General features: G+C 74.0%; 28 protein-coding genes. 18 read left to right on the top strand and 10 right to left on the bottom strand.

From position 1 onward, the window contains the following. Nucleotides 1-105: 105 nt before the first annotated feature. From ppdK to AMOR_RS14895, 3 genes are all read right to left on the bottom strand, one after another. The gene (gene ppdK / locus AMOR_RS14905) at nt 106-2,994 is read right to left on the bottom strand and encodes a pyruvate, phosphate dikinase (protein WP_248352343.1); all 2,889 of its coding nucleotides are present in this window, start codon (nt 2,992-2,994) and stop codon (nt 106-108) included. Between the two features lie 180 nt (nt 2,995-3,174). Continuing rightward, nucleotides 3,175-4,230, bottom strand: coding sequence for an asparagine synthase-related protein (locus AMOR_RS14900; protein ID WP_248352342.1), 1,056 nt, complete (start codon nt 4,228-4,230; stop codon nt 3,175-3,177). Between the two features lie 26 nt (nt 4,231-4,256). After that, complete coding sequence (locus AMOR_RS14895; RefSeq protein WP_248352341.1) at nt 4,257-4,511, bottom strand: sulfurtransferase TusA family protein; 255 nt, start codon at nt 4,509-4,511, stop codon at nt 4,257-4,259. An 86-nt stretch (nt 4,512-4,597) separates the two neighbouring features. On the opposite strand from AMOR_RS14895, the gene AMOR_RS14890 reads away from it, so the two are divergent. The 11 genes from AMOR_RS14890 (at nt 4,598) to trpA (ending at nt 15,701) form a co-directional block, all read left to right on the top strand. Continuing rightward, on the top strand, nt 4,598-5,095 hold the full coding sequence (locus tag AMOR_RS14890; RefSeq protein ID WP_248352340.1) for a hypothetical protein: 498 nt from the start codon (nt 4,598-4,600) through the stop codon (nt 5,093-5,095). A 68-nt stretch (nt 5,096-5,163) separates the two neighbouring features. Further along, a complete protein-coding gene (locus AMOR_RS14885) occupies nt 5,164-6,225 on the top strand; it encodes a hypothetical protein (protein WP_248352339.1) in 1,062 nt (353 codons plus the stop codon). Between the two features lie 149 nt (nt 6,226-6,374). Next, nucleotides 6,375-8,420, top strand: a complete 2,046-nt coding sequence (locus AMOR_RS14880) for a DsbA family protein (RefSeq protein WP_248352338.1) — start codon at nt 6,375-6,377, stop codon at nt 8,418-8,420. 77 nt (nt 8,421-8,497) lie between these two features. Next, nucleotides 8,498-8,893, top strand: coding sequence for an aspartate 1-decarboxylase (gene panD, locus AMOR_RS14875; protein WP_248352337.1), 396 nt, complete (start codon nt 8,498-8,500; stop codon nt 8,891-8,893). A gap of 27 nt (nt 8,894-8,920) precedes the next feature. Then, complete coding sequence (gene trpE, locus AMOR_RS14870; RefSeq protein ID WP_248352336.1) at nt 8,921-10,501, top strand: anthranilate synthase component I; 1,581 nt, start codon at nt 8,921-8,923, stop codon at nt 10,499-10,501. Next, complete coding sequence (locus AMOR_RS14865; RefSeq protein WP_248352335.1) at nt 10,498-11,085, top strand: anthranilate synthase component II; 588 nt, start codon at nt 10,498-10,500, stop codon at nt 11,083-11,085. The genes trpE and AMOR_RS14865 overlap by 4 nt, the downstream gene beginning before the upstream one ends. 16 nt (nt 11,086-11,101) lie before the next feature. After that, entirely contained in the window at nt 11,102-12,115 is a 1,014-nt protein-coding gene (gene trpD / locus AMOR_RS14860; RefSeq protein ID WP_248352334.1) for an anthranilate phosphoribosyltransferase, read from the top strand. Continuing rightward, nucleotides 12,112-12,891, top strand: a complete 780-nt coding sequence (gene trpC, locus AMOR_RS14855) for an indole-3-glycerol phosphate synthase TrpC (RefSeq protein WP_248352333.1) — start codon at nt 12,112-12,114, stop codon at nt 12,889-12,891. The genes trpD and trpC overlap by 4 nt, the downstream gene beginning before the upstream one ends. A 10-nt stretch (nt 12,892-12,901) precedes the next feature. After that, on the top strand, nt 12,902-13,519 hold the full coding sequence (locus tag AMOR_RS14850) for a phosphoribosylanthranilate isomerase (protein WP_248352332.1): 618 nt from the start codon (nt 12,902-12,904) through the stop codon (nt 13,517-13,519). Beyond that, nucleotides 13,516-14,847 (top strand): tryptophan synthase subunit beta, encoded by a 1,332-nt coding sequence (gene trpB, locus AMOR_RS14845; RefSeq protein ID WP_248352331.1) that lies wholly within the window; start codon nt 13,516-13,518, stop codon nt 14,845-14,847. Before AMOR_RS14850 ends, trpB begins: the two co-directional genes overlap by 4 nt. Beyond that, complete coding sequence (gene trpA / locus AMOR_RS14840) at nt 14,844-15,701, top strand: tryptophan synthase subunit alpha (protein WP_248352330.1); 858 nt, start codon at nt 14,844-14,846, stop codon at nt 15,699-15,701. The genes trpB and trpA overlap by 4 nt, the downstream gene beginning before the upstream one ends. Before the next feature lie 21 nt (nt 15,702-15,722). Here the strand turns inward: trpA and AMOR_RS14835 are convergent, their stop codons facing one another. The 3 genes from AMOR_RS14835 to aroF all read right to left on the bottom strand — a co-directional run bounded on the left by AMOR_RS14835 (nt 15,723) and on the right by aroF (nt 18,898). Continuing rightward, nucleotides 15,723-17,453, bottom strand: a complete 1,731-nt coding sequence (locus AMOR_RS14835) for an Ig-like domain-containing protein (protein ID WP_248352329.1) — start codon at nt 17,451-17,453, stop codon at nt 15,723-15,725. Between the two features lie 94 nt (nt 17,454-17,547). Continuing rightward, nucleotides 17,548-17,763, bottom strand: coding sequence for a hypothetical protein (locus AMOR_RS14830; protein WP_248352328.1), 216 nt, complete (start codon nt 17,761-17,763; stop codon nt 17,548-17,550). 121 nt (nt 17,764-17,884) lie between these two features. Next, complete coding sequence (aroF, locus tag AMOR_RS14825; RefSeq protein WP_248352327.1) at nt 17,885-18,898, bottom strand: 3-deoxy-7-phosphoheptulonate synthase; 1,014 nt, start codon at nt 18,896-18,898, stop codon at nt 17,885-17,887. A gap of 91 nt (nt 18,899-18,989) precedes the next feature. On the opposite strand from aroF, the gene AMOR_RS14820 reads away from it, so the two are divergent. From AMOR_RS14820 to AMOR_RS14810, 3 genes are all read left to right on the top strand, one after another. Next, nucleotides 18,990-19,700 carry a glutamine amidotransferase-related protein gene (locus tag AMOR_RS14820; protein ID WP_248352326.1) on the top strand — a complete coding sequence of 237 codons (711 nt, stop codon included), beginning with the start codon at nt 18,990-18,992 and terminating at the stop codon, nt 19,698-19,700. Between the two features lie 141 nt (nt 19,701-19,841). After that, nucleotides 19,842-20,693 carry an esterase/lipase family protein gene (locus tag AMOR_RS14815; RefSeq protein ID WP_248352325.1) on the top strand — a complete coding sequence of 284 codons (852 nt, stop codon included), beginning with the start codon at nt 19,842-19,844 and terminating at the stop codon, nt 20,691-20,693. 22 nt (nt 20,694-20,715) lie between these two features. After that, the gene (locus AMOR_RS14810; protein WP_248352324.1) at nt 20,716-21,162 is read left to right on the top strand and encodes a hypothetical protein; all 447 of its coding nucleotides are present in this window, start codon (nt 20,716-20,718) and stop codon (nt 21,160-21,162) included. Nucleotides 21,163-21,172: 10 nt separating this feature from the next. On the opposite strand, the gene AMOR_RS14805 is transcribed toward AMOR_RS14810, so the two are convergent. The 3 genes from AMOR_RS14805 to fsa all read right to left on the bottom strand — a co-directional run bounded on the left by AMOR_RS14805 (nt 21,173) and on the right by fsa (nt 22,438). Then, on the bottom strand, nt 21,173-21,421 hold the full coding sequence (locus AMOR_RS14805; protein ID WP_248352323.1) for a hypothetical protein: 249 nt from the start codon (nt 21,419-21,421) through the stop codon (nt 21,173-21,175). Beyond that, nucleotides 21,418-21,642: a hypothetical protein gene (locus AMOR_RS14800; protein WP_248352322.1), complete on the bottom strand. Its 225-nt coding sequence runs from the start codon at nt 21,640-21,642 to the stop codon at nt 21,418-21,420. The genes AMOR_RS14805 and AMOR_RS14800 overlap by 4 nt, the downstream gene beginning before the upstream one ends. 142 nt (nt 21,643-21,784) lie before the next feature. Then, nucleotides 21,785-22,438 carry a fructose-6-phosphate aldolase gene (gene fsa, locus AMOR_RS14795; RefSeq protein WP_248352321.1) on the bottom strand — a complete coding sequence of 218 codons (654 nt, stop codon included), beginning with the start codon at nt 22,436-22,438 and terminating at the stop codon, nt 21,785-21,787. Nucleotides 22,439-22,545: 107 nt separating this feature from the next. On the opposite strand from fsa, the gene AMOR_RS14790 reads away from it, so the two are divergent. The 4 genes from AMOR_RS14790 (at nt 22,546) to AMOR_RS14775 (ending at nt 25,239) form a co-directional block, all read left to right on the top strand. Further along, nucleotides 22,546-23,580 carry a KpsF/GutQ family sugar-phosphate isomerase gene (locus AMOR_RS14790; RefSeq protein ID WP_248352320.1) on the top strand — a complete coding sequence of 345 codons (1,035 nt, stop codon included), beginning with the start codon at nt 22,546-22,548 and terminating at the stop codon, nt 23,578-23,580. An 8-nt stretch (nt 23,581-23,588) separates the two neighbouring features. Beyond that, complete coding sequence (locus AMOR_RS14785) at nt 23,589-24,257, top strand: class II aldolase/adducin family protein (protein WP_248352319.1); 669 nt, start codon at nt 23,589-23,591, stop codon at nt 24,255-24,257. Further along, nucleotides 24,254-24,763 carry a hypothetical protein gene (locus AMOR_RS14780; RefSeq protein WP_248352318.1) on the top strand — a complete coding sequence of 170 codons (510 nt, stop codon included), beginning with the start codon at nt 24,254-24,256 and terminating at the stop codon, nt 24,761-24,763. The genes AMOR_RS14785 and AMOR_RS14780 overlap by 4 nt, the downstream gene beginning before the upstream one ends. A gap of 83 nt (nt 24,764-24,846) precedes the next feature. Further along, a complete protein-coding gene (locus AMOR_RS14775; RefSeq protein ID WP_248352317.1) occupies nt 24,847-25,239 on the top strand; it encodes a VOC family protein in 393 nt (130 codons plus the stop codon). 234 nt (nt 25,240-25,473) lie between these two features. Here the strand turns inward: AMOR_RS14775 and folK are convergent, their stop codons facing one another. Next, entirely contained in the window at nt 25,474-25,968 is a 495-nt protein-coding gene (folK, locus tag AMOR_RS14770) for a 2-amino-4-hydroxy-6-hydroxymethyldihydropteridine diphosphokinase (protein ID WP_248352316.1), read from the bottom strand. Nucleotides 25,969-26,030: the final 62 nt, after the last annotated feature.

The following is a 26,030-nucleotide window of genomic DNA, read 5'->3' as shown; positions in this document are numbered from 1 at the left end:
TCCGTACGGGCACCGCCTGCGAGGGGCGCGCGACCCTCCGAAGCGCTGCGGCACAGCGACCCGAGGCCCCGCCGCGGGCGCGGCGCGCGGCCTCGGTGTGATCGATCAGGCGCGGACCTGCGCGCGCCGTCCACCGCGCTTCTTGGCGGGGCTCGCGACGGCGACGTCGCGCGTCTTCCCGTTTCGCGCGGCCTTCGCGTCGCGCGCGATCCTGCCCTCGCGCGCGCGCTTGCCGTTCGCGCCCGCCCGGCGCTTCGAGGCGGCCTCGCGCGCCTCGCGCAGCGCGGCCTGCGCCGCCGCGAGCCGCGCGATCGGGAGCCGGTACGGCGAGCAGGAGACGTAGTCGAGCCCGAGCCGGTGGCAGAAGCCGACCGACGCCGGATCGCCGCCGTGCTCGCCGCAGATCCCGATCTTGAGCTCGGGGCGCGTGGCGCGCCCGCCCGCGACCCCGAGCCGCATGAGCGCGCCCACGCCGTCCTGGTCGATGGACACGAACGGGTCGACGGCGAGGATCTCCTCCTCGAGGTAGCGCGCGAGCACGGGGCCCACGTCGTCGCGCGACAGCCCGAAGGTGGTCTGGGTGAGATCGTTCGTCCCGAACGAGAAGAACTCCGCGGTCCGGGCGATCTCCGCCGCGGTGACGGCGCCCCGCGGCACCTCGATCATGGTCCCGACGAGGTACCGCACCTTCCGGCCGCGCGCCGCGAAGACCTCCTGCGCGACGCGCCGGACCACGGCGGCCTGGTGATCCAGCTCCTTCGCCATGCCGACGAGCGGGATCATCACCTCCGGCTCGACCCGGGCGCCCGCCTCGGCCGCGTCGATCGCGGCCTCGAAGATGGCCCGGACCTGCATCTCCGTGATCTCCGGGTAGGCGATCCCGAGGCGGCAGCCGCGGTTGCCGAGCATCGGGTTCGACTCCGCGAGCTCCTCGATGCGCTCCTCCACGTGGACGACGCTCTTCCCGGTCGCCTCCGCGAGCGCGCGCATCCCCTCCTCGTCGTGCGGGAGGAACTCGTGGAGCGGCGGATCGAGCGTCCGGATCGTCACCGGCCGCCCCGCCATCTCCACGAAGAGGCCACGGAAATCCTCCCGCTGGAGCGGGAGCAGCTTCGCGAGCGCGGCGCGCCGCTCCTCCGGCGTCGCAGCGACGATCATCTCCCGCATCGGCCCGATCTTCCCCTCGCCGAAGAACATGTGCTCGGTGCGGCAGAGGCCGATGCCCTGCGCGCCGAAGGCGACGGCGACGCGCGCCTGGTCGGGCTGGTCGGCGTTGGCGCGGACCTTCAGGCGGCGCGCGCCGTCCGCCCAGGAGAGGAGCTTCGCGAAGCGCTGGTAGGTGGGTGCGCTCCGCGCGTCGCGGGTCTTCTCGACCAGCACCTCGACGACCTCGGACGGCCGCGTCTCGAGCCGGCCGTCGATCACCTCGCCCGCGAGGCCGTCAATGGAGATCCAGTGGCCCTCCTTGAGGACCACGTCGCCGCCCGCGCGCCGGGTCACGGTCATGGTCCGCGCGTGGTAGTCGAACGAGAGCGCGTCGCAGCCGACGATGGCGACCTTCCCCATCTGCCGCGCGACGAGCGCCGCGTGCGAGGTCATCCCGCCGAAGGCCGTGAGGAAGCCCTCCGCCGCGGCCATGCCGCGGATGTCCTCGGGGCTCGTCTCGTGCCGCGCGAGGACCACCTGCTCGCCCTTCGCCCGCCACGCGGCCGCGTCCTCGGCGAAGAACACGAGCCGGCCGCTCGCGGCGCCCGGCCCCGCCGGCAGCCCCTTCGCGAGGAGGCGCCCTTCCTTCACGGCGGCGGCCTTCTTGGCCTCGTCGAACACCGGCCGGAGGAGGTGGTTCAGCGCCTCCGCGTCCACCCGCAGGATCGCGTCCTCGCGCGAGATGAGCCGCTGCTCCGCCATCTCGACGGCGATGCGCACGGCGGCGAGGCCGGTGCGCTTGCCGCTGCGCGTCTGGAGCAGGTAGAGCCGGCCGCGCTCGATGGTGAACTCGATGTCCTGCATGTCGCGGTAGTGGTGCTCGAGCTTCTCGCGCGCGGCGAGGAGCTGCCGCGACACGTCCGCCCACTTCGCCTGCAGCTCGCCGATCTTCTGCGGCGTCCGGATGCCGGCCACCACGTCCTCGCCCTGCGCGTTCACGAGGAACTCGCCGTAGAACTCGTCCTCGCCGGTGGCGGGGTTGCGCGTGAAGGCGACGCCGGTGCCGGAGTCGTCGCCCATGTTGCCGAACACCATCGCCTGGACGCTCACGGCGGTGCCCCACTCGGCGGGGATGCCGTTCAGCTGGCGGTAGGCGATGGCGCGGTCGTTGTCCCAGGAGCGGAACACCGCGCCCACCGCGGCGAGGAGCTGGTCGAACGGCTCCTCGGGGAACGCGACCTTCTTCCGCCGCGAGATCTCCGCCTTGAACTCGGAGACGAGCTCCCGGAGCGCCTCGACCGGGAGGTCCGCGTCGTGAGCGGCGCCGAACGCCTCCTTCTTGGCGGTGAGGATCACCTCGAACGGATCCCGGTCCTCCTTGGTCTCCGGCTTCATCCCGAGCACGACGTCGCCGAACATCGCGACGAAGCGGCGGTAGCTGTCCCACGCGAAGCGCGGGTTCCCGCTCCGCGCCGCGAGCCCCTCGACGGTGCGGTCGTTCAGCCCGAGGTTCAGGACCGTGTCCATCATCCCCGGCATCGAGACGCGCGCACCCGAGCGGACGGACACGAGGAGCGGATCGCCGGCGTCGCCGAACCCCTTCCCGGTGAGGGCCTCGACCTTCCGGAGCGCCGCGCGGAGCTCCGGCTCGAGGGAGCGGGGCAGCTTCTTGCCGGCGCGGTAGTACTCGGTGCAGACGTCGGTCGTGATGGTGAAGCCGGGCGGGACCGGGATCCCGATGTTCGACATCTCGGCGAGCCCGGCGCCCTTCCCGCCGAGGACGTCCTTCATGTCCTTGTTGCCGTCGGCCTTGCCTCCGCCGAACGAGTAGATGCGCTTCGTGGCCATGGTCGCCTCCCGCCGAAGACGGCTCCTGTAGGTCGCCCGGTAACCGGATGGTTACATCGTCGCTCCAACGCGGACGGGCGACAACAGCCGTGACGAGGGCAGCCCACCTTCGCGGCGGGTGCGCTCCGCGCCAGGGCGGCGGGCCGAGGCGCGCGCGCGAATCTGGACCGGACCGGCCCGCTAGACGCGCAGCGCCTCGATCTTCGCCTCGTCGCGCTCGGGCTCGACCTCGTAGACCTCGACGAGGTCCCCCTCGCGCCACTCGACCTGGACCTTCGGCGCGTCCTTCGCCTTGCCGTAGCGGGCGACGATGGCGGCCGCGAGCACGCGCTCTTCCCAGGTCGGCTGCCCCTCCACGAGCGCCAGCGGGCCGAGCACGTCCCTCGCCTCGACCCGGGCGCGCCCCTCGACGTGGTGCTCGAGGAGCGCGTTCTCGACCTCGGTCCGGCCGACGATGAGCTTCGCCTTCGGGGAGAGCCGGAAGTGGCGGCCGGTCGAGAGGAGCAGGACGTCCTCGCGATCGATCCGCCGCTCCTCGCCCCGCGCCTCGCGGGCGTCGAGGACGTCGAAGAACTTCCGCGCGAAAGCCTCGTCGGTGAGGTAGCAGCACCCGCCGGCGGGCTGCGGGTACTCGGCGATGCCGAGCTGCTCCGCGAGCTTCATCTGCCGGTGGCGCGAGCGGCCGCTGATGTCCTCGAGCAGCGCCCGGTCGACGAGCCCTTCGTTCTCCGGGATCGTGGGCGGGAGGAGCTTCGCCGAGAGCGGGCGCAGCAGCCGGCCGTCGAGGCCGCTCTCGCGCTCGATGATGCGGAGGGTGTCGCGGCGCTGGCTCTTCGGGCGCTGCCCGAGCACCTCGCCGGTGAAGACGAAGTCGGCGCCCTCCGCCTCCATGATCTCCTTCGCCTTCCGCATCATGAAGACGCGGCAGTCGACGCACGGGTTCGCGTTCGCGCCGTAGCCCCAGCGCGGGTTCACGAGCATGTCGAAGTAGCCGCGCCCCGAGATGTCGACGTACTCGATGTCCACCTCGAGGTCCGCCGCGGCGCGGAGCGCCTCGTTCTGCGGCACCGTCCCGTCCGGGCGGCCGCCCTTCCGCCGCTGCGTCTCGGTGATGCAGAACCCGGTGTAGAAGTTGATGGCCTTCACCTCGACGCCCTGCCGGCGCACGAGCGCCAGCGCGAGCGTCGAGTCGAGCCCGCCGGAGATCATCGCGATCGCCTTCGCCTGCCGCTTCATGTCGGACCTTCTTCTCGCGTGTGCCGTCAGCGGGGGCGCTTCCGGACGAAGCTCTTCCAGGCGGCGCCGTCGCGGAACGTGCCGAGGTGCTCGTTGCGCGTCGCCTTGCACCACATCGGCATGTCGGTGGCGATGCCTGGATCGGTGGCGATGACGAGGAGCACCGCGCCGGCGTCGAGCCCCTTCACGATCTTCGCGGTCTCGACGATCGGGAAGGGGCAGAGCTGCCCCGAGGTGTCGAGGGTCCGCGAGGGTGGGGGCATGTGCTCGAGCGGCGTCACCGGGCTCTCCCTTTAGCCGCTCCCCCGCGCGGCGGCAACGGCCGGTGCCTTGCCCGCCGGTCCGGACGTGCCGTACCCTCCCCCGGATGCCCCGCCTCCATGCGCTCGTCCTCTCCGCCGCCGCGCTGGCGCTCGCCGGCGGCCGTGCCACCGCCCAGGAGGGCGGCCACCCCACCCTGTTCACCGCGTCCGCCTCGATCGCCGGCGGGTCCGAGCTGGGGCTCGACCACGGCAAGCCTGGCCTCGGCGAGGCAGAGGTCGCGGCCGGGCTCGAGTCCGCGGACCTCGGCCTCCGCGGCGAGCTCGCCGCCACGCTCGGCTTCGCGCCGGACTCGCACGTCGCGCTCCGCCCCGGCATCCGCTACCGGCTCCCCGGCATGCCGATCCAGCTCCGCGCCGCGCTCGACGCCGCGGACTCGCGCGGCCACGGCTTCCGCTGGCGGTGGCTCCTCGTCGGCGTCGCGACCGAGCTGCGCGTGACGAGCCTCATGGGGCTGTACGCCGAGCTGGACACCGGCGCGCCCCTCAACGCCGACGCCGGGCTGCCGCTCCTGTTCCGCGCCGGCGCGTCGTTCCGGTTCTGACCCGCGGTGGCCCCCCACCGCACGCCTCGCCGCGCGCTCGCGGCCGGCCCTCGCCCGGAGGTCTCCGCATGAGACGCCTCGCCCTCGTCCTCGCCGTCGCGCTCGCCCTCCCCGCGGCCGCGCAGGACGCGCTGCCACCGCCGCCTCCGCCGCCCTCCGATGACGTGCCGCTCCCGCCGCCGCCGACCGGCACGACCCGGCTCCCCGCCTCGTCGGACATGCCGGCGGGCCGCACGATGCCGCCCTACGTCCCGGGCCGCACGGAGCGGCCGGCGAGCTTCGGCCTGACGCCGGTGCCCATCGTCCGCCGCGCGGGGACCATCGGCGACGGGCCCGTGGCGTTCGCCGGCGACGCCGGTGCGCCGCTCCACCCCGACGAGGCGTACTCGCACTGGCGGATGAGCCTCGCGTCAGGCGTGCTCGGCCGGTTCGGCGGCCACCAGATCTCGGATCGCCGCGAGAACCCCTCGACGCTCATCTACCTCGGCGGCCAGGCCGACGGGCTCTGGACCGAGGGGTACGGCCAGTCGGTCCGGCTGCGGGCGAAGCTCATGACCGGCGGCGAGGACGAGATCTTCATCCCCTCCGACGGCGAGGTCGAGGCGGCGTACATGATCGGCCGGCCCGAGTTCCGGTTCGTGATCGGCCGGGTCGAGGTGGCGCGTTACCCGGGCCTCGCGCTGCAGGTGCTCGGTCAGCTCGCGACGCTGCCGTCGGTGGAGGGGTCCATCCCGCTCGCCGGCGATCGCATGCGCCTCTACTACTACGTGTCGCCCGTCGAGATGGCGTACGCGTACTACTACGGCGACGCGCACATCCGGAAGGTCGACCCGGCGCCCTCCGAGACCGACGGCCCCGCCGCCGCGACCGCCGGGCGGCTCCGCTACACGACGCTCCTCCCGCCCGCGGTGCTCTTCTCCCTGGAGGGCGACGTCCTGAAGATGTGGAAGAAGAACGACCTCATGCTCTCGGGCGAGGGCAGCCTCGGCTACTCGGTCCTCGACGGCTCGGTCATGTTCAACGTGGCGGTCCGCTGGACCAGCTACACCCGGCGGGACCGGTCCGCCGTCGACGCGACCGCCAACGCGAGCGACCTCAAGCTGATGGCCGTCGCGACGCTCGCCTTCTGATTCCACGCGGGGTCCGAGGGAATCTCCGCGGATCCCCGCTGTTCGCCCTGCGGGTGCCGGGCCGCGTCCAGGCACCCAAGTGTTTGTCAGGATTCGGACATCCTGCTACATGCCGGATGCCGTTCTCACCGGAAGGGAAGCGAGGAGCCATGAAGCACGTCTCTTGGGTGTTGGCGCTCGTCGTCGGATACGCGCTCGGCGCGGCCACCATCGGCGCGCTGAAGGGCCCGCCGCTCATCGGCATCGGCCGCGGACCCGCCGTCGCCGCCCCCGCCCCGGGCGCGCCCCAGCAGGCGCGCCCGGCGCGGCCGGTCGAGGACCCGAAGGCGGTCTACAAGGTCCCGCTGGACGGGTCGCCGGTGCGCGGCCCCGCGGACGCCCTCGTCACGATCGTCGAGTCGTCCGACTTCCAGTGTCCGTACTGCAAGCGCGGCGCGGCGACCATCCAGGAGCTCGAGAAGATCTACGCGGGCAAGGTCCGCGTCGCCTTCAAGCACAACCCGCTCCCGTTCCACCCGAACGCGGCCCCGGCCGCGAACGCCGCCGAGGAGGCGCGCGCGGAGGGCGGTGACGCCCGGTTCTGGGCGCTCCACGACAAGCTCTTCGAGATCGCGCCCGCGCTCGACGCGGCGAGCCTCGAGAAGGCCGCCGCCGACGTCGGCGTCGACGCCGCGAAGGTGAAGGCGGCCGTCGAGTCGCAGCGGTACCACGAGCGGATCGAGCGCGACCAGAAGCTCGTCCAGGGCCTCGGCGCGATGGGGACGCCCACCTACTTCGTGAACGGCCGCAAGCTCGTGGGCGCCCAGCCGATCGAGCGCTTCCGCGCGGTCATCGACGAGGAGCTCCAGAAGGCGGACGCCCTCGTCCGGAGCGGCACGCCCGCCTCGCAGGTGTACGCGAAGGTGCTCGAGGGCGCCGCGACGCAGCCCGTCTTCGTCCCCGGCAGCGCGCCGGGCGCCCCCGGCGGCGAGGCGGTCGCGCCGGCCGCCCCCCAGGCGGCGCCGGCCGCGCTCTACCGGAAGGTCCCGGTCCGCGCCGATGATCCGGCCCGCGGCGCGAAGGACGCGAAGCTCACGATCGTCCTCTTCTCCGACTTCCAGTGCCCGTACTGCGGCCGCGTCGAGCCGTCCCTGAAGCAGCTGGAGGACGCGTTCGCCGGTCAGCTCCGGATCGTCTGGAAGCACCAGCCGCTGCCGTTCCACCCGAACGCGATGCCGGCGGCGCTCGCCGCCGAGGCGGCCCGCGAGCAGGGCAAGTTCTGGCCGATGCACGATCGGCTGTTCGCGAACCAGCAGGCGCTCTCCGCGGACGACCTCGCGAAGGCCGCCCAGGCGATCGGCCTCGACCCGAAGCGGTACCGCGCGAGCGTCGACGCGAAGAAGGGCGCCGACCGGATCGCCGAGGACCAGAAGCTCGCGGCCGAGGTGGGCGCGCAGGGCACGCCAACGATGTTCTTCAACTGCCGCCAGGTGGTGGGCGCCCGGCCGTTCGAGCAGCTGCAGCAGGTCGCGAAGGAGGAGCTCGCGAAGGCCGACGCGCTCCTCAAGGGCGGCCGCCCCGGCGCCGACTTCTACGAGAAGGCCTGCGCCGCGAACCTCGCCCTCCCCGCCGCGCAGGCGGCGCCCTCGCCGACGGTCGTCCCGACCGCGGCGCCCGCCGGCCCCGCCCTCCCGGTCCAGGGCCTCACGGTCCGCGCCGACGATCCCGTGAAGGGCGGCGCGCGCGCCCCGGTGACGATCGTCCTCTTCTCCGACTTCCAGTGCCCGTTCTGCAGCCGCGTCGAGCCGACGCTCGCGCAGGTGCAGCAGACGTACGGGGACAAGGTCCGGATCGTCTGGAAGCACCAGCCGCTCTCGTTCCACCCGAACGCGCTGCCCGCCGCCCTCGCCGCCGAGGCGGCCCGCGAGCAGGGCAAGTTCTGGCCGATGCACGACCGGCTGTTCGAGAACCAGCGGCTCCTCTCGGATCAGCTCTACGCGCAGACCGCCCGCGAGCTCGGGCTGGACGTCGCCCGGTTCGAGGAGGCGCGCCGCGCCCCCCGCGCGAAGGCGCGCATCGCCGAGGACCAGGCGCTCGCGGCCAAGGTCGGCGCGCAGGCCACCCCGACCCTGTTCGTGAACGGCGTCAAGATCGAGGGCGCGGTGCCGTTCGAGATGATCAAGGCAGAGATCGACCGGCAGCTCACGGCGCGGTAGCGACCGCGCGGAGCTGCCGCCCTCCGCCGGGGAGCCTTGCGCACATCGTCCCGAGAAGGTAAGAGATCCGTTCCCTTATGCGCCGGACTCTGTTCAAGTCCAAGATCCACCGCGCCACGGTCACCCACGCCGACCTGGAGTACGAGGGGTCCGTCTCGATCGACGAGGACCTCATGGAGGCGGCGGAGATCCTCGAGTACGAGGCGATCCACATCTGGAACATCACGCGCGGCACGCGCCTCCAGACGTACGCCATCAAGGGGCAGCGCGGCTCCGGGATCATCTGCATCAACGGCGCCGCGGCCCACCTCAACAAGCCCGGCGACATGGTGATCCTCGCGACGTTCGCGGAGTTCGAGGAGTCCGAGGCGCGCAGCTACAAGCCGACCGTGGTCCTCGTGGACAAGGCGAACAAGATCGTGGCCAAGGACGCCGTCGAGGTGGCCGGGCCCGCACGACGGGTGATGGCATGACGGTGTTTCTTTGGCTCCGCCGCTGACGTGCGGCCCCAGCCCGATCTCGAGACGTTTCTCTCCCTCTGCAAGCCCGGCCAAGCGGTCCCGGTGCGCGTCGAGGTCGACGCCGACACCGAGACGCCGGTCTCGGCGTTCCTGAAGCTCTCCCGCGGCGAGGACCGCGCCTTCCTCCTAGAGTCCGTCGAGGGCGGGGAGCGGAGCGCGAGGTTCTCCTTCCTCGGCGCGCGGCCGCGCTCGGTCCTCCGCTGGAAGCTCGGCGACGCGGGCGATCCGATCGCCGCGGTCCGCGGCGCCCTCGCGACCCACCGCGCCGTCCGCGTCCCGGGGACCCCGCCGTTCTCCGGCGGCCTCGTCGGCCACGTCGCCTACGACGCAGTCCGGCTCTTCGAGCCGCGCGTCCCCATCGCGAACGACGACGAGCTCGGGTTCCCCGACGTCCTCCTCATGGACTTCGACGAGGTGGTCGCGTTCGACAACCTCCGCCACTCGCTCCACGTCATCTGCGAGGTCCGCTGCGACGCGGGCGACGATCCGCGCAAGCTGTACGAGCAGGCCGTGCGGCGCATCCGCGCGCGGCTCCGGACGCTCGCCCGCCCGCTCGTCGATCGCCGCGCCCGCCGCGCCGCGCGGCCGGCCGAGCTCGTGCCACGCGTGGCGAAGCCGGACTACCTCGCGGCGGTCGAGCGGGCGAAGGAGTACATCAAGGCCGGCGACTGCCAGCAGATCGTCCTCGCGCAGCGGTTCGACGCGGAGGTCTCGGTCCCGCCCTTCGAGATCTACCGCGCGCTGCGCCGGGTGAACCCGTCGCCCTACCTCTTCTTCGTGAAGGACGGCGACCGCGCGCTCGTCGGCAGCTCGCCCGAGACCCTCATCAAGCTCCGCGACGGAGAGGTGACGCTCCGCCCCATCGCCGGGACCCGGCCGCGCGGCAAGGATCCCGTCCACGACCAGGCGCTCGAGGCGGAGCTCCGCGCCGACCCCAAGGAGAACGCCGAGCACGTGATGCTCGTCGACCTCGGCCGGAACGACGTCGGGCGCGTCTCCGCCATCGGCTCGGTGAAGGTCACCCAGCTCAAGATCGTGGAGCGCTACTCGCACGTGATGCACCTCGTGTCGGAGGTGAAGGGGCGCCTCCGCGACGGGCTCGGCGCGGTGGACGTGCTCCGGGCCGGGTTTCCGGCGGGCACCGTCTCCGGGTCGCCGAAGGTCCGCGCCATGGAGATCATCGACGAGCTCGAGCCGGCGCGGCGCGGGCCCTACGCGGGCGCGGTGGGCTACTTCGATCGCAGCGGCGACATGGAGATGTGCATCGCGATCCGCACGCTCATGGCGAGCGGCCGGCGCGTGTCGGTCCAGGCCGGCGGCGGGCTCGTCTACGACTCCGTGCCGGAGACCGAGTACCAGGAGACGCTGAACAAGGCGCGCGCGGTGTTCACGGCGGTCGCGCAGGCGGAGTCGCGGCTCCTCGACGCGGTGGCGCGTCCTCCCCGCGCCGCCGAGGCGGCGACGGCGCCGGGCCGGATGCCGAAGCCCCGGCCGGCGCCCCGCGGGAAGGTCGCCGCGCGGCGGCCGCGGCCGGCGCGCGCGCGCGGGGGGCGCTCATGACTCCGCGGCTGCTGCTCGTCGACAACTACGACTCGTTCACCTTCAACCTCGTCCAGTACCTCGGCGAGCTCGGGGCGGACGTGACCGTCCACCGCAACGACGAGATCGACGTCGCCGGGATCCGCGCCCACCGGCCGGACGGCCTCGTGCTCTCGCCGGGCCCGTGCACGCCGGACGAGGCGGGCGTGACCCTCGCCGCGATCCGCGAGCTCGCCGGCGCGCTGCCGATCCTCGGCGTCTGCCTCGGCCACCAGGCCATCGGCCAGGCGTTCGGCGGCAAGGTGATCCGGAACGCCCGGATCGTCCACGGCAAGGCGAGCCCGGTGAACCACCGCGGCGAGGGGCTCTACGCCGGCCTCTCCGCGCCGTTCCAGGCGGGCCGCTACCACTCGCTCGTCGTCGAGCGCGAGTCGCTCCCCGCCGACCTCGAGGTGACGAGCTGGACGGACGAGGGGGAGATCATGGGCCTCCGCCACCGGACCCTCGAGGTGGAGGGCGTCCAGTTCCACCCGGAGTCCATCCTGACCGTCGAGGGGAAGAAGCTCCTCGGCAACTGGCTCGCGCGGCTCGGCCGCGGCGCGTGACGGAGGCTCGAACGCCGTGATCCAGCCCGCGATCGCGAAGCTCCTCGACCACAGGGACCTCACCCGCGACGAGATGGTCGAGGTGATGAACGAGATCGCCGACGGCGGCGCGACGCCGGCGCAGGTCGGCGCGTTCCTCGCGGCGCTCCGGGTGAAGGGCGAGACCGTCGACGAGATCGCCGGCGCCGCCCAGGTGATGCGCGCCCGCGTCGACCCGGTCCGGGTGGACCGCGAGGTGTTCGTGGACACCTGCGGCACCGGCGGCGACGGGCGCAACACCTTCAACATCTCCACGACCGCGGCGTTCGTCGTCGCCGGGGCGGGCGTGTGCGTCGCGAAGCACGGCAACCGCGCGGTCTCGTCCCGCTCGGGATCGGCCGACGTGCTCGCCGCCCTGGGCGTCGACGTGGACGCGACGAAGGACGTGGTGGAGCGCTGCATCGCGGACGTGGGGATCGGGTTCCTCTTCGCGCCCCGGCTGCACCCCGCCTTCAAGGCCGTCGCCGGCATCCGGCGCGAGCTCGGCGTGCGGACGGTGTTCAACCTGCTCGGCCCCCTCGCGAACCCTGCCGGCGCGCGGCACCAGGTGCTCGGGGTGTACGAGCCGCGCTGGGTGCCGGTGCTCGGCGGCGTGCTGGCCGCCCTCGGCGCCGTCCACGCGTTCGTGGTGCACGGCGAGGGCCTCGACGAGATCGCGGTGACCGGGATGACCCACGTGTGCGAGGTGAAGGGCGGCAAGCTCGAGCGGTACGCGATGCGCCCCGAGGACATCGGGCTCGCGCGGCACGAGGAGCGCGAGATCGCCGGCGGCGACGCGGAGCGGAACGCGCGCATCCTGCGGGACGTGCTCGAGGGCCAGAAGGGCGCGCCGCGCGACGCCGTGCTCGCCAACGCCGCCGCGGCGCTCGTCTGCACCGGCGCGGCGAAGGACCTGCCGGAGGGCGTCCGGGTCGCGGCGCGGGCCATCGACGGCGGCGCCGCCCGGGAGAAGCTCTCGCTCCTCGTCGCCGCCTCGGCGGTGAAGGCATGAGCGTCCTCGGGCAGATCCTCGCGCGGAAGGTGACGGAGGTCGCGGAGCGCCGGCGGGCGCTCCCGGACGCGGAGCTGGCGGCGCGGGCGAAGGACGCCCCGGCGCTCCGCGGGTTCGAGGCGGCGCTCTCGCCGCCAGGCGGGCCGACGCGGATCATCGCCGAGGTGAAGCGGGCGAGCCCGTCCGCCGGCGCGATCGACGCGACGCTGGACGCGCCGGCCCAGGCGCGCCGCTACGCGGAGGCGGGCGCGGCGGCGATCTCGGTGCTCACCGACGGGCCCGGGTTCGGCGGGTCGCTCGACGACCTCCGGGCGGTGCGCGCGGCGGTGGAGACGCCGCTCCTCCGGAAGGACTTCGTGGTCGACGCCTACCAGCTCCTCGAGGCGCGCGCCGCCGGCGCCGACGCCGCCCTCCTGATCGTCGCGGCGCTGTCGGAGGACGGGCTCCGCCGCCTCCTCGACCGGTGCGGCGAGCTCGGGCTCGCGGCGCTCGTCGAGGTCCACGACGAGCTCGACGCCGACGTGGCCCTCCGCTCCGGCGCGCGGATCATCGGCGTGAACAACCGGAACCTCAAGACGATGACGGTGAACCTCGCGACGTCCGAGCGGATCCTGCCGCTCCTGCCCGAGGGCGTGAAGGGCGTCGCGGAGAGCGGCATCCGCACGCCGGACGACGCGCGCCGGCTGCGCCGGGCGGGCGCCGTGAACCTGCTCGTGGGCGAGGCGCTGGTCCGCGCCGCCGATCCCGGCGCGCTCGTGCGGGAGCTGTGCGGGTGAGAGGCGGGCCGTGGCGGTCCTGATCAAGATCTGCGGGTTCACGCGCCTCGAGGACGCGCTCGACGCGGTCGCGCTCGGCGCCGATGCGCTCGGCTTCAACTTCTGGCCGCGGTCGAAGCGGTACATCGCGCCGGTGGCCGCGCGCGCCATCATCGATCGGCTCCCGCCCGGCACCCGGACGTTCGGCGTCTTCGTGAACCCGACGCGCGAGGAGCTCCTCGCGGCGATCGCGGCGTCGGGGGTCGGCACGGTCCAGCTCCACGGCGACGAGCCGCCCGCGCTCTGCCAGGGGCTGCCGGTGCCGGTGGTGAAGGCGATCCGCGTGAGGGACGCGCACTCGCTCGCCGCGCTCGCCTCCTACGAGGTGTCGGGGTTCCTCCTCGACTCGTCGACCGCGGGCTACGGCGGCAGCGGCGCGGCGTTCGACTGGTCGCTCGCGGCGGAGGCCGCGGCGGACCTGCCGGTCTGGCTCGCGGGCGGGCTCACCCCCGAGAACGTCGCCGACGCCATCCAGCTCGTCCGCCCGCTCGGCGTGGACGTCGCGAGCGGCGTCGAGTCTTCGCCCGGCGTGAAGGACTACGACAAGATGAAGCGGTTCATCGAGGCCGCGAGGGGAGCGAAGACATGACGGTGTTGCCCGACGCCCGGGGACGCTTCGGCGACTACGGCGGACGGTTCGTGCCCGAGACCCTCGTCCCGGCCCTCGAGGAGCTCGAGGCCGCCTGGCGCGAGGCGCGGCAGGACCCCGCCTTCCAGGCGGAGCTCGCCGAGCTGCTCGAGCGCTACGCCGGGCGGGAGACGCCCGTCTCCGAGGCGCGCCGGATGAGCGCGGACGTGGGCGGCTGCCGGATCCTCCTGAAGCGCGAGGACCTCTGCCACACCGGCTCGCACAAGCTCAACAACACCCTCGGCCAGATCCTGCTCGCCCGCCGGATGGGCAAGAAGCGGATCATCGCCGAGACCGGGGCCGGCCAGCACGGCGTCGCCACCGCGACGGCGGCGGCGCTCTTCGGGCTCCCGTGCGAGGTGTACCAGGGCGCGCTCGACGTCGAGCGGCAGGCGCTGAACGTCTTCCGGATGCAGCTCCTCGGCGCGCGGGTGATCCCGGTCGAGGCCGGCTCGCGCACGCTCAAGGACGCGATGAACGAGGCGCTCCGCGACTGGGTGACCAACGTCCGGGACACGCACTACATCATCGGCTCCGTGGCGGGCCCGCACCCCTACCCCGCCCTCGTCCGCGACTTCCAGTCGGTGATCGGGCGCGAGGCGCGCCGGCAGGTGCAGGACCTCGCCGGGCGCCTCCCGGACGCGGTCGTCGCGTGCGTCGGCGGCGGCTCGAACGCCATGGGCATCTTCAGCGCGTTCGTGGACGACGAGGGCGTGGACCTCGTGGCGGCGGAGGCGGCCGGCCACGGCATCGCCACGGGACGCCACGGCGCGTCCCTCGCCGAGGGGCGCCCGGGCGTGCTGCACGGGTCGCGGAGCTACGTCCTCCAGGACGCGGACGGGCAGATCGCCGAGGCGCACTCCGTCTCCGCGGGCCTCGACTACCCCGGCGTCGGGCCGGAGCTCGCGTACCTCCGCGATCAGGGGCGGCTCACGCTCATGCCGCAGACCGACGCCGAGGCGCTCGACGCGTTCCAGTACCTCGCGCGCCTCGAGGGGATCATCCCGGCGCTCGAGAGCGCGCACGCCGTCTCGGCCGCGCGGAAGCTCGCGCGACAGATCGGCCCGGGCGGCCTCGTGCTGGTGAACGTCTCGGGGCGCGGGGACAAGGACGTGGACCAGGTCCGGAAGATGCTCGCGGGCGACGCCGGGTGGAAGAAGCCGTCCGCCGCCACCGCGGCGCCGCGGCGGAAGGCGAGGACCTCCGCGCGCGGGCAGGCGAAGGCAGCGGCGAGGAGGCCGGCGAGGAAGAGCGCGGCGCGTTCCGCGCGGAAGGGGAGCCGCCGATGACCGCCCGTCCCGCCCGCAAGGCCCCGGCCCGGGCCGCCGCGCCCGAGGCGGCGCCCGCCGACCGGATCGCCGCCGCCTTCGCGCGCTGCCGCGACGCGGGCGAGGCGGCGCTCGTCACCTACGTGATGGGCGGCGACCCGGACCTCGCCACCTCGAAGGCGATGGCGCTCGCCTGCGTCGAGGGCGGCGCCGACCTCCTCGAGATCGGCGTGCCGTTCTCCGACCCCATCGCCGACGGCCCGACGATCCAGGGCGCCGCCGAGCGCGCCCTCGCCGCCGGAGCCACGGTGGCCGGCGTGCTCGAGGTCGCCCGCGCGGTGCGGGCCCGCTCGCAGGTGCCGATCGCGCTCATGGGCTACCTGAACCCGATGCTCGCGCGCGGCGCGGAGACGTTCGCGAAGGCGTGCGCCGAGGCGGGCGTGGACGCGCTCATCGTCCCCGACCTCCTGCCGGAGGAGGCGGAGGTGCTCGCCGCGCCGGCGGCGGCGCACGGCGTGAAGATCGTCTACCTGCTCGCGCCCACGTCGAACCCGGCCCGCGTGGAGGCCGCTGCGCGCGCCGCCACCGGCTTCCTCTACTTCGTCTCGGTGACGGGCGTCACCGGCGCGAAGAAGGCGGTGCCCGCCGAGATCGGCGCGCAGGTCGCCGCGGTCCGGGAGAAGAGCCCGGTCCCGGTCGTGATCGGCTTCGGCGTCTCGACCCCGGAGGACGCGCGCGCCCTCGCGCCGCTCGCGGACGGCGTGGTGGTCGGGAGCGCCATCGTGAAGCGGATCGCGGAGGGCGGGAGCCGGGCGGCGCGCGCGGAGCGCGTCCGAAAGCTGGTCGCGTCGCTCAAGCGGGCGCTGCGGCGGTAGCGGGCCGGGCCCGCTACCGCCTCACTCGGCGAGCCGCAGCATCGACACCTCGAGCCAGTCCGCGTCGGCGCCGCGCTCGACGTGCGCGACGCGGTAGAGGCCGTCCCCGTCCGCCGCGATCGCGGGCCACACCTGGCGCGCGTCCGCGAGGGCCGGCGTGTTCCAGACCTGCCAGTAGCCGCCCGGCAGCCGGAAGTCCATCCGCAGCGCGCCGGCGTCCGTCCGGACGACCACGGCGTCGGCGGGCCCGGGCGCGACCGCCACGGGGACCTCCCACCGCCCGTCCCAGAGGGCGGAGTCGACCGAGTGCGCGAGCGCCGTCACCTCGCTCCACGCCGCGGCCGGCTCCCGCGTGAAGACACGGACCGCGCCGGTGGTGGGTGTGTAGGACGGCGTGATCACGGCGACGGAGAGGACGGCGCGGCCGCCGGCGGCGCTCAGGGCGGGGAGGCCCTTGAGCCCGGTCTCGAGCGCGGGCTGCCACGCGGAACCGTCCCAGGACCGGAGCACCACGGAAGCGGAGGGGCCATCGGAGCCGGGCTTCGGTCCCTCGTTGCACGCGAGGTACGGCACGCCGTCGACGAGCGCCACCGAGGGTCCGTCGTACGCCTGCCGGCCGTCCGGGTGGAAACCGGGGAGGACCTGCCACGTCCCGCCGGAAAGGCGCGCCGCGCTCGCGGTCCACCAGTAGTTGCTGCTGGCGACGTCGACCACGACGAGTGACATCCACGAGACGACCGGCGCGCCGGAAGCGTCGAGGACCACGCGCGGACTGCCGTTGTTCGTGTCGGCCGTGCCGGGGAGCGGACCGCCGCCGAGCGCCACCCAGGCCGAGCCGCTCCAGCGAAACACCGACACGGCGCCCCACCCCGCGGTCGCGATGGTCGGGTTGCCCGCCACGTCGGTCGCGACGTCCACCCCGCCGTCGCCCGTGTACATGGGATCGAGCGCCGTCACGGCGCCGGACGACGAGACGCTCCAGACGTGCGTGGTGTACCCCGTGACCGCCGCGACGACCGCGCCGCCGTGCGGCGCCGGCGCGACCCGCACGCTGGAGAACCGGATCCCTGCGCCGAGCTCGCGAGGTCCCGCGACGATCGAGGCCGCGACGGGCCAGCTCACGGCGTACGGCTCGTTCATGGCGTTGCCGGCGAGGTCGCGCACCCCGGTGACCACGACCTCGACCGGATCGGCCCAGAACGCCGGGACGATCCGCAGCGTCGTGCCGCTCTCGCTCTCGCTCACGCTCACGGCCGGCGCGGCGTCCACGCCCGCAGCGAGGACGGCCACCGCGCCCGCGACGCTCGCGACGTCGATCGCCTCGTCGAAGGCGATCTCGATCGTCGGATACGGTGAGTACTGGAGCGTCCCGGCGGACGGCGACGCCGACACGACCTTCGGCTTCACTCGGTCGACGACCACGGTCACCGGCGCGCTCAGCACCTGCTCGGTGCCGCGCCGGGCGCGGGCGACGAACCGGTACGTGCCGTCCGCCACGTCGGCGGTCCGCCAGAGGAACGGCTCGGGCGGCACCAGCTCCGCGACGACCGCGCCATCACGCGCGAGGTCGACCGCCTCGTACGCGCCGTCCACCTCGACGGCGATCCGGACCTCGCCGCCGTTCGTGTACGCCGTCAGCGCCGGCGAAACGATCCGGACGGCGAAGGGCTTCGCCGGGTCGCCTCCGCCGGAGCAGCCGATCAGGACGAGAGCGAGCGCCCAGCCGGCGCGCAGGGAAGCATGAAGGCTCATGTGGGACCCCCCAGGTGGGACGGTCCCTCAACCCGCGCTTCCAGTCAAATGGACAAGCGGTCGCGCCCTCGGCGGGGGCGTTTGAGACCGGCGGTCAGGCCAGCAGGCCCGCGGGGTGGATCACGTGGACGGCCCCGTCCTCGCGCTTCATGTGCGGGCGGGAGATCCAGTGGCACCGCGTGCAGACGCTGGCGGCGCTGCCGGCCGAGAGCCGCACGTCGAGATCCCCGCCGCAGAGGATGCAGCCCCCGGGGAGGGAGATGTCGCGGGTGTCGGTGTCCTCGACGGTGGTATCGAGCTCGGCCTTCATGGACTTGAGGTAAGGCCTCCCGGGCGCAAGGCAAGCGGCCGCGTCCCTGGAAGGGGAGGACCGCCTCCCCGGAGGCCCGTGGCTGGAGCCGGAGGCGCGAGCGCTCGCTCGCCCGTCGTCCCTACACCGCTCGACCGATCGCCCCCGCAATCACGCGGACCTGGCGCATCAGCTCGTCGAACTCGGCGGGGGTGAGCGACTGCTGCCCGTCGGAGAGCGCCTTCTCGGGGCGCGGGTGCACCTCGACGATGATCCCGTCCGCGCCGGCGGCGACCCCGGCGCGCGCCATCGCCGCGACGTGGGCGCGGAGCCCTATGCCGTGCGACGGGTCCACGATCACGGGCAGGTGCGTCAGCGCCTTGAGGAGCGGGACCGCGTTCAGGTCGAGCGTGTTGCGGGTCATCGTCTCGAACGTGCGGATGCCGCGCTCGCAGAGCGCCACCTGGTAGTTGCCCCGCGAGACGATGTACTCGGCGGCCATCAGCCACTCCTTGATCGTCGCGGACGGGCCGCGCTTCAGGAGGATGGGCTTGCGGATCGTGCCGAGGTACTTGAGCAGCGAGTAGTTCTGCATGTTGCGGGCGCCGATCTGCAGGACGTCCGCGTAGTCGGCGACCATCGGCAGCGTCTCGACGTCCATCACCTCCGTCACGACCTTGAGCCCGGTCTCCTCGCGCGCGAGGGCGAGGAGCTTCAGCGCCTCCTCGCCGAGGCCCTGGAACTCGTACGGGCTCGTCCGCGGCTTGAACGCGCCGCCCCGGAGGAAGCGCGCGCCGGTCTTCTTCACGGCGTGCGCCGCCGCGAGGAGCTGCTCCTTCGACTCGACCGAGCAGGGGCCGGCCATCACCGTGAGCGCGCTCCCGCCGAGGGGGACGCCGCCGACGTCGATGACGGTGTCCTCCTCCTTCACCTCGCGCGAGACGAGCTTGAACGGCTGCGAGACCCGGATCGCGTCGGCGACGCCGGGCAGGGTCGTGAACAGCTCCGGCTCGAGGCCGCCCTTGTTGCCCGTGATCCCGATGGCGACGCGCTGCGCGCCCGGGATCGGGTGCGCCATGAGGCCGAGCGACCGGATCTTCTCCACGACGGCTTCGATCTCGGGCTCCGTGGCGTGCGGCTTCATGACGACGAGCATCGTTCGGCCTCCAGGGGCCCTTACTCCTAGCGCGGGCCGCCCTTCCGCTCAAGCGCGGGTCCGTGCGCGGCGGCGGCGTTATCATGCGGCCGTGCCTCGCGTCCTCGTGATCCGCACCGGCTCCGCCCCCGACGACGTTCGCGCCGCCCACGGAGACTTCACCGAGTGGTTCGCCGCGCTGCTCGCGCCCGCCGCCGTCGTCGCCGCCGACGCCGAGCCCGCGGGCGCGCTCCCCGACGCGCGCGGGCTCGACGGCGTGGTCGTCACCGGCTCGCTCGCGAGCGTCACGCGCCCCGAGCCGTGGATGGACGCGCTCGGAGGCTGGCTCCTCGCGGCGGCGGAGCAGATCCCGGTGCTCGGGGTCTGCTTCGGCCACCAGCTGCTCGGCCACGCGCTCGGCGTCCGCGTGGAGCGGAACCCGCGAGGCCCCGAGGCGGGAACGCGCGAGGTCACGCTCACCCGGGCCGGTCGCGCGGACCCGCTCTTCCAGGGGCTGCCGGAACGCCTCGCCGTCCAGCAGAGCCACTCGGATCACGTGCCCGCGCTGCCGCCCGGCGCGGTCCTCCTCGCGGGGAACGGGCACGCGCCGGTGCAGGCGTTCGGGCACGGTCCGCGGATCCGGGCCGTGCAGTTCCACCCGGAGTTCGACGCGGCCCGCACCCGGGCGCTGTGCGAGAGCGAGCGGGAGCTGCTCGACGCGGCGCGTCCCGGGCTCGCGGTGGAGGCGCTGTCGTCGATCCGCGAGACCCCGGAGGCCGCGCGCATCCTCGCGAACTGGCGCGCCGGGCTCGGGGGTGCCTGAACGGCGGGCACCGGCGCGAGATCCGCGACACGCACGTCGTGGTTTCGACTCTCCGTCCTGGCGTCACGGTACACACAAACCCTTCCCGACCCCCTGCACGGCCGGTGATCGGTCGCTAGATTGCCCGTCAGGAGGCGGGCGATGCGGGTGGTACGGGCGATCCGCAGGGTGGCGAGGCAAGTCGAGGAGGTCGCCGCGATCTTCGACGGCCGGATCCGGTCGAACCGGGTCGAGAAGCGGACCGACTTCTCCCGCTGCCCGAGGCCGGTCCTCCTCCTGCACGGCTTCTTCACGTCGCGACGGACGTTCGACGTGCTCGAGCGCCGCCTGCGCCGCGACGGGTACGGCGTGTTCACGCTCGACCTCGGCGGCCTCGGGCGCACCCTCAACACGCGCGGCATCGACGATCTCGCGGACCTCGTGCGGGCGAAGATCGAGCGGATCTACGCGCGCAATCCGACGCTCGGGCCGCTCACGATCGTCGGCCACTCCAAGGGCGGCCTCATCGCGGCGTACTACGTGAAGAAGCTCGGGGGCTGGCGGCGCACCCGCGCCGTGGTGACGCTCGGGACGCCTCACCATGGGACGCCGCTCGCGTTCCTCGGGCTGCCGGTCGGGTTCTTCGCGCGCTCGCTGTGGCAGCTCTTCCCGGGCAGCCCGTTCCTGCGACGGCTCCACGACGGCGCCTGGCCCGGGCACGTGCGGCTCGCGTCCGTCTGGTCGAAGCGGGACGACGCCGCGCCGTACCCGTCGGGTGTCATCGAGACGCACGGGCTTCCGCACCTCTCGAACGTCGAGGTGGACTCGACGCACCACGGCTTCCTCTCCCGCAAGCGGATCTACGACGTGATCCTCCGCGAGATCCGCGCCGCGGAGACGGACGCGCCCGTGCGCCGCGGAGTCCTCACCGCGATGCGGGGCGGGCGGAGCCGGACGGCGCCCGCCGCGGCGCCGGCGGGCGCTCGCGCGGCGGCCGGCACCGACGCGGCGTAGCGCGGCCGGGTACAATCGGCCGGTGCGGGACCGACGGTTCGACCACCTCTACGACCGGCAGAAGCAGCCGGTGAAGAGCTACGTCCTCGAGCGGTTCGCCGAGGAGCTCGCGGCGGAGCTCGCGGCGTGGCCGCCCCCGTTCGTCGACTGGGTGACCGAGGAGCTCCGCGCGCGCTGGGCGGCGGGGGCCGCCGAGCGGCCGCGCGAGGACGTGCTCCGGTTCGCGCTCGAGGTCGCGCGGCTCGACCTGCTCCGCGACTTCGAGGAGATCGACCGGCGCCTCGCCTCGGAAGCGCACCGGCTGCAGACGCCGGCCGAGGCGGCGGCCCTTCACCTCCTCGTGCGGCTCGTCACCGAGAAGTGTCTGGGCCTCAAGGAGTACGCCGAGGGGGCGCGGATCCGGCGCGAGGACCTGGTGGAGATGCTCGGGTGGGTCGAGCGCCGGCTGTTCCGCGTGACGCTCGCGTGAGCCGGGGCGGCTAGGTCCGGTGGCGGGCGGCCCCGGGCGGACGATCCGGCGAGCGCGGGGCCGGGCCGCGGACGATCCAGAGGACGAAGAGGAAGATCCCCACGATCGCCACGCCGACGAAGAGCGCGAACACCCAGGGCAGGATGCCGGTCGTCCCCGGAGTCGGATCGTAGGCGCTCGTCTGCGCCGCCGCCGCGAACGCGAGCACGAGCGCCGTGACGGCGAGGGCGAGTCCGGCGGTGCGGGCGAGCGGGGTCATGGGGCCTTGGGTGGCGCGGGCCGGTCGGGCCGCCCGAAGAACATCCTGAACAGAGCCGCGATGACGAGCACCGCCGCGACGATCCACAGCCATGCGAAGTTCCGGCTGCCGGACTCGGGGTCCGAGCCCCCGGCGGACTGCGCGAGCGCGGCGGCCGGGAGCAGGGCCAGGGCACCGGCCGCACACGTCCACGGCACGGCGAGCCGAGCGAGCCACCTCATGGAGACGCCTCCCCCGCGCCCCGGGACCCGGGGCGCTCCTCAAAGGTGCGCCGGGGCGAGGGCGCGGGGAAGCGGGGCCCCGAGGAGGCGGACACCGCGCACGCTCGGACGCTCGCTGGTGGTCCGGACGGCCCGGCGATCGCTACTTCGGCGCCTTCGGCACCTTCTCCCAGTCGGCGAGGAACTTCTTCAGGCCGACGTCGGTGAGGGGGTGCTTCGCGAGCTGCTCGATGACGGAGTACGGGATGGTCGCGACGTCGGCGCCGAGCTTGGCCGCCTGGAGCACGTGGATCGGGTGGCGGACGCTCGCGACGAGCACCTGCGTCTTGAAGCCGTAGTTCCGGTAGATCTGGATGATGTCGGCGACCATCGACATGCCGTCCTCGGACACGTCGTCGAGCCGCCCCACGAACGGCGAGATGTAGGTCGCGCCTGCCTTGGCGGCGAGGAGCGCCTGGACCGGCGAGAAGCAGAGGGTGACGTTCGTCTTGATCCCCTCGTCCGCGAACGTCTTCGCCGCGCGGAGCCCCTCGACGATGAGCGGCACCTTGATGACGACCTGCTTGCCGAACTTGGCGTAGTGCCGCCCCTCCGCGAGCATGCCCTCGGCGTCGGTGGCGGTGACCTCGGCCGAGATCGGCCCGGGGACGAGCCCGACGATCTCCTTCAGCACGTCCTCGAAGGCGCGGCCGGTCTTCGCGACCAGCGAAGGATTGGTCGTCACGCCGTCGCACAGCCCGAGCGCCAGGGCCTTCTTGATCTCGCCGACGTCCGCCGTATCGATGAAGAACTTCATGTGACCTCCGATGGCCCTGGCGCGCGAAAGGGTCCTGGGCGGCGGGTTGCATAGCCTACCCGCGCGCCCTGCCGCAAGCCTGGCGAAAGTGCTATATCCGCGCGAACATGGCCAGCCGCACGAAAGCTCGCGTGGTCCGCCTCTCCCGCAGCCGCGCCAAGACCCCGACCCGCCCGCGGGTCCGCGACCTCGTCGAGCACGGCCGCACCGTCGTCGCCGCCGAGGCGCGTGCCATCGCCGCGGTGCGCCTCGACGAGAGCTTCGCCGAGGCGGTCCGCTGGATCCTCGACTGCAAGGGCCGCGTGGTGGTGACGGGCATGGGCAAGCCCGGCTTCGTCGCCCAGAAGATCTCCGCGACCCTCGCCTCGACCGGCACGCCCTCGCTCTACGTCCACCCGGCCGAGGCCGCCCACGGCGACCTCGGGAGGATCGCGAAGGACGACGTCGTCATCGCTCTCTCGAACTCGGGCGAGACGGAGGAGATCCTGCGGCTCCTCCCCGCGCTCAAGAAGATCGGCGCGCGGATCGTGGCGGTGACCCGGGACCGCGTGAACCCGCTCGCGCGCGGCGCGGACCTCGTGCTCGCGATCGGCAACGTCGAGGAGGCGTGCCCCCTCAAGCTCGCGCCGACCGCGTCGACCGCGGTCCTGCTCGCGATCGGCGACGCGATCGCGATGACCGTGCTCGCGAGCCGCCCCTTCGATCGCGAGGAGTACGCGCTCTTCCACCCGGGCGGGAAGCTCGGCCGCGGGCTCATGAAGGTGCACGAGCTCATGCGCGGCGCCGAGTCGAACCCCGTGGTGCGGGAGGACCAGCCGCTCTCCGCCGCCGTCGCGGTGATGACCGAGACGCCGGGGCGGCCGGGCGCCACCGCGGTCGTCGACGCGGCCGGGAAGCTCGTCGGGATCTTCACCGACGGCGACCTCCGCCGCCTCGTGGAGCACGGTGAGACCGACTTCGCGCGCCCGGTCTCGTCCGCGATGGGCCGGAACCCGCGGACGGTCCGCCCCGACGCGCTCGTCGGCGACGCCGCCCGCGTGCTCCGGCAGGCCCGCATCGACCAGGTGCCCGTGGTCGACGCCGAGGGCCGGCCGGTGGGGCTCCTCGACGTGCAGGACCTCCTCGCCGCGAAGATCCTGTGAGGCGGGCGGTGACGCGGAAGAGCACCGCCCGTTCCGACCGCGGCGCGCGCGCCGAGCTCGTCGAGACCTGCCGTCGCCTCCACGCCCGTGACCTCATCGGTGCGGGCGAGGGCAACGTCTCCGTCCGGCTCGGGCCGGATCGCTTCCTCGTCACGCCGTCGGGCGTGAACAAGGGCTACCTCGCGCCGGGAGCGCTCGTCGTCGTCGACCGGACGGGCGCGGTCGTCGCGGGCGAGGGCCGCGCCTCGACCGAGCTCCGGATGCACCTCGCCGCCTACGCGGCGCGCCCGGACGTCCTCGCCATCGTGCACGCGCACCCGCTCACCGCCGTCGCGCTCACCGTGGCCGGCGTGCCCCCGCCCGACGACCTCGTCCCCGAGGCCGCGGTGACGCTCGGCCCCATCGGGCTCGCGCCGTTCGCGACGCCCGGCACGGACGAGCTCCCCGCCGCGCTCGCGCCGCTCCTGCCCCACCACGACGTGCTCCTCCTCGCGCGTCACGGCGCGCTCGCCCTCGGGCGCACGCTCGCCGAGGCGTTCGATCGGATGGAGACGCTCGAGCGCGTCGCCCGCATCGCGCTGGCGGCGCGCCTCGCCGGCTCGTGCGAGCCGCTCCCCGCCGCCGCGGTGGACCGGGTGCTCGCGGCGGCGGGCCGCCCGCCGCGGAGGCCGAGGTGAGCGGCACCGGCGCCGGGCTGTACCTCCGGCCGCCGGGCGAGTCCGAGCGGCTCGTCGTCGTCGCCCCGGATCCGGCCGGCGTCCTGGGCGCGCTCGCCGGCGTCCTCGCGGAGCCGCTCGCGCTCGTGTACGTGCTCCTCCGCTCCGGCACGTTCCGCCCGGAGGGGAGGTACCAGACGTCGCGCCCGCTCGCCCGCGCCGCCGTGGAGGCGCTCCTCGCGCGCTTCGGCCCGTTCCTCTCGGGCGACGGCCGGCACGGGCTCGCCGTGCTCTCGATGGTGGAGGCCGCGGCGGTCACGCTCGACCGCCGCGGCGTCGTCGAGGTGCACGGGCCGGTGGAGCGCGCCGTGCCGGTCCTCCGCACCTGCGGCCTCGTCGAGGGCACGCCGGCGGAGCCCGCGCCGCGTCCCGTGGCGCCCGCGCACGACGCGGACGAGCAGGCGCTCCTCGCGGCGACGGACTGGACCTGGTTCCCGCTCGAGCCGGGCGACGCGCTGCTCGACTGACGCCCCACTCCCGTCGACCCCCGCACGAGACGAGCGTCCCGGGCGCTGCGCCGGCACACGGCGCCGGTGAAAGGAGCGACGTCATGCTGACCCAGAGCCGGATGGTCACGATCCTGCCCGTCGTGGATCTCGAGCGGGCGCGGAAGTTCTACGAGGAGAAGCTCGGGCTCGAGGCCGGGGAGACCCAGGCCGACGGCTCGGTCGTGTTCCGCGGGACCGAGGGCGAGTTCGCGCTGTCGCCGCGCCCCGAGCCCGCCCACAATCCGTACACGGCGATGGGGTTCGAGGTCGAGGACGTCGCCCGCGAGGTGAAGGATCTCGAGCGGCGCGGAGTCGCGTTCGAGGACTACGACACGCCCGAGCTGAAGACCGTCGGGCACATCGCGGTGCTGGGCGCCGAGAAGGCGGCGTGGTTCAAGGATCCCGACGGCAACATCCTCTGCGTGCACGAGAACGCCTCGCGCGCGAGGCATTGAGCATTCCGGACGCGATGCGGTCGAGGAACCCCCGCGCCTACTAGACGGGGTGAAGGAACTCCCGCGATCCGACCGGGGTGGAGGGACCCCGCCGCAGGCGGGGGGAGGGGCGGAGCCCCTCCGCGCGGGGACCTCGCGCGATCCTCGCGAAGCGAGGCGCGCGAGGTCACGGGCCCCGCGCAGCAGGGGTGGGGCCCCGACGGCTCCGCCGGCGGGGCGGGGGCGCAGCCCCCGCTAGATCGTATACAGCCCGGCGCACGCGACGTCGCCGGGCGGCGCGCGGGAGAGGAGCTGCGCCACCGTCTGCCCGGTGCCGGGCACGACGCGCTCGGGGCAGAGCTCCGCGAGCGGCGCGAGGACGAAGCGGCGGTTCGGGATCTCCGGGTGCGGCACGATCAGCGCCGGCGGCCGGCGGATGACCTCGTCCCCGAAGAGGAGCAGGTCGAGGTCGAGCGTCCTCGCCGCCCACTTGACGCCGGTCCGCTTCCGCCCCGCGGCGTTCTCCGCCATCTGGAGCACCGCGAAGAACGCCTGCGCCGGCAGCGCGGTCTCGACCTCGAGCACCGCGTTCAGGTACCTGGGCTGCGGCGGGCCCACCGGCGCGGTGTCGTAGACCCGCGAGGCGCGGACCAGGGCGACGCGCGGCTCCGCCTTGAGGGTGCGCGCCGCGAGCGTGAGGTTTCCCCACCGATCCCCGAGGTTCGTGCCGACGCCGACGTACGCGAGCATGCCGGTCCCGAGTTAACGCGGATCGCCGCGGCGCGCCAGGCGAGGCGGTCGAGCCCAGCGCT

Source organism: Anaeromyxobacter oryzae (genome assembly GCF_023169945.1).
Classification (GTDB): domain Bacteria; phylum Myxococcota; class Myxococcia; order Myxococcales; family Anaeromyxobacteraceae; genus Anaeromyxobacter; species Anaeromyxobacter oryzae.
This window is presented reverse-complemented; position numbering and strand designations above follow the sequence as displayed.

Coding starts and splice junctions, on each gene's coding strand:
- ppdK (WP_248352343.1), bottom strand. CDS start 2,994: ATGGCCACGAAGCGCATCTACTCGTTCGGCGGAGGCAAGGCCGACGGC.
- AMOR_RS14900 (WP_248352342.1), bottom strand. CDS start 4,230: ATGAAGCGGCAGGCGAAGGCGATCGCGATGATCTCCGGCGGGCTCGAC.
- AMOR_RS14890 (WP_248352340.1), top strand. CDS start 4,598: ATGCCCCGCCTCCATGCGCTCGTCCTCTCCGCCGCCGCGCTGGCGCTC.
- AMOR_RS14885 (WP_248352339.1), top strand. CDS start 5,164: ATGAGACGCCTCGCCCTCGTCCTCGCCGTCGCGCTCGCCCTCCCCGCG.
- AMOR_RS14880 (WP_248352338.1), top strand. CDS start 6,375: ATGAAGCACGTCTCTTGGGTGTTGGCGCTCGTCGTCGGATACGCGCTC.
- panD (WP_248352337.1), top strand. CDS start 8,498: ATGCGCCGGACTCTGTTCAAGTCCAAGATCCACCGCGCCACGGTCACC.
- AMOR_RS14865 (WP_248352335.1), top strand. CDS start 10,498: ATGACTCCGCGGCTGCTGCTCGTCGACAACTACGACTCGTTCACCTTC.
- trpC (WP_248352333.1), top strand. CDS start 12,112: ATGAGCGTCCTCGGGCAGATCCTCGCGCGGAAGGTGACGGAGGTCGCG.
- trpB (WP_248352331.1), top strand. CDS start 13,516: ATGACGGTGTTGCCCGACGCCCGGGGACGCTTCGGCGACTACGGCGGA.
- trpA (WP_248352330.1), top strand. CDS start 14,844: ATGACCGCCCGTCCCGCCCGCAAGGCCCCGGCCCGGGCCGCCGCGCCC.
- AMOR_RS14835 (WP_248352329.1), bottom strand. CDS start 17,453: ATGAGCCTTCATGCTTCCCTGCGCGCCGGCTGGGCGCTCGCTCTCGTC.
- AMOR_RS14830 (WP_248352328.1), bottom strand. CDS start 17,763: ATGAAGGCCGAGCTCGATACCACCGTCGAGGACACCGACACCCGCGAC.
- aroF (WP_248352327.1), bottom strand. CDS start 18,898: ATGCTCGTCGTCATGAAGCCGCACGCCACGGAGCCCGAGATCGAAGCC.
- AMOR_RS14815 (WP_248352325.1), top strand. CDS start 19,842: ATGCGGGTGGTACGGGCGATCCGCAGGGTGGCGAGGCAAGTCGAGGAG.
- AMOR_RS14805 (WP_248352323.1), bottom strand. CDS start 21,421: ATGACCCCGCTCGCCCGCACCGCCGGACTCGCCCTCGCCGTCACGGCG.
- AMOR_RS14800 (WP_248352322.1), bottom strand. CDS start 21,642: ATGAGGTGGCTCGCTCGGCTCGCCGTGCCGTGGACGTGTGCGGCCGGT.
- fsa (WP_248352321.1), bottom strand. CDS start 22,438: ATGAAGTTCTTCATCGATACGGCGGACGTCGGCGAGATCAAGAAGGCC.
- AMOR_RS14790 (WP_248352320.1), top strand. CDS start 22,546: ATGGCCAGCCGCACGAAAGCTCGCGTGGTCCGCCTCTCCCGCAGCCGC.
- AMOR_RS14775 (WP_248352317.1), top strand. CDS start 24,847: ATGCTGACCCAGAGCCGGATGGTCACGATCCTGCCCGTCGTGGATCTC.
- folK (WP_248352316.1), bottom strand. CDS start 25,968: ATGCTCGCGTACGTCGGCGTCGGCACGAACCTCGGGGATCGGTGGGGA.